Annotated in this window: 1 rRNA gene; it reads left to right on the plus strand. The window is 52.5% G+C overall.

The annotated features are described in order from the left end of the window. Positions 1–983 (plus strand): 23S ribosomal RNA (locus tag HUO09_RS21775); the annotation flags it as partial. Between the last annotated feature and the right edge of the window lie 20 nt (positions 984–1,003).

The following is a 1,003-nucleotide window of genomic DNA, read 5'->3' on the forward strand; positions in this document are numbered from 1 at the left end:
GTCCTAAGGTAGCGAAATTCCTTGTCGGGTAAGTTCCGACCTGCACGAATGGCGTAATGATGGCCACGCTGTCTCCACCCGAGACTCAGTGAAATTGAAATCGCTGTGAAGATGCAGTGTACCCGCGGCTAGACGGAAAGACCCCGTGAACCTTTACTACAGCTTGGCACTGAACATTGAACCTACATGTGTAGGATAGGTGGGAGGCTTTGAAGCACAGACGCTAGTTTGTGTGGAGCCGTCCTTGAAATACCACCCTTGTATGTTTGATGTTCTAACTTAGACCCGTTATCCGGGTCGAGGACAGTGCCTGGTGGGTAGTTTGACTGGGGCGGTCTCCTCCCAAAGAGTAACGGAGGAGCACGAAGGTGGGCTAAACACGGTTGGACATCGTGTGGTTAGTGCAATGGCATAAGCCCGCTTGACTGCGAGAATGACAATTCGAGCAGGTGCGAAAGCAGGTCATAGTGATCCGGTGGTTCTGAATGGAAGGGCCATCGCTCAACGGATAAAAGGTACTCCGGGGATAACAGGCTGATACCGCCCAAGAGTTCATATCGACGGCGGTGTTTGGCACCTCGATGTCGGCTCATCACATCCTGGGGCTGAAGTCGGTCCCAAGGGTATGGCTGTTCGCCATTTAAAGTGGTACGCGAGCTGGGTTTAGAACGTCGTGAGACAGTTCGGTCCCTATCTGCCGTGGGCGTTGGAGAATTGAAGGGGGCTGCTCCTAGTACGAGAGGACCGGAGTGGACGAACCTCTGGTGTTCGGGTTGTTACGCCAGTAGCATTGCCCGGTAGCTAAGTTCGGAATTGATAACCGCTGAAAGCATCTAAGCGGGAAGCAAGCCCTGAGATGAGTTCTCCCTGGCACTTTAAGTGTCCTAAAGGGTTGTTCGAGACTAGAACGTTGATAGGCAGGGTGTGTAAGTGCTGTGAGGCATTGAGCTAACCTGTACTAATTGCCCGTGAGGCTTAACCATACAACACCCAAGGGGTTTTG

Origin of the sequence: Vibrio sp. Y2-5, assembly GCF_014596725.1 — a bacterium.
In the GTDB taxonomy this organism is placed as follows: domain Bacteria; phylum Pseudomonadota; class Gammaproteobacteria; order Enterobacterales; family Vibrionaceae; genus Vibrio.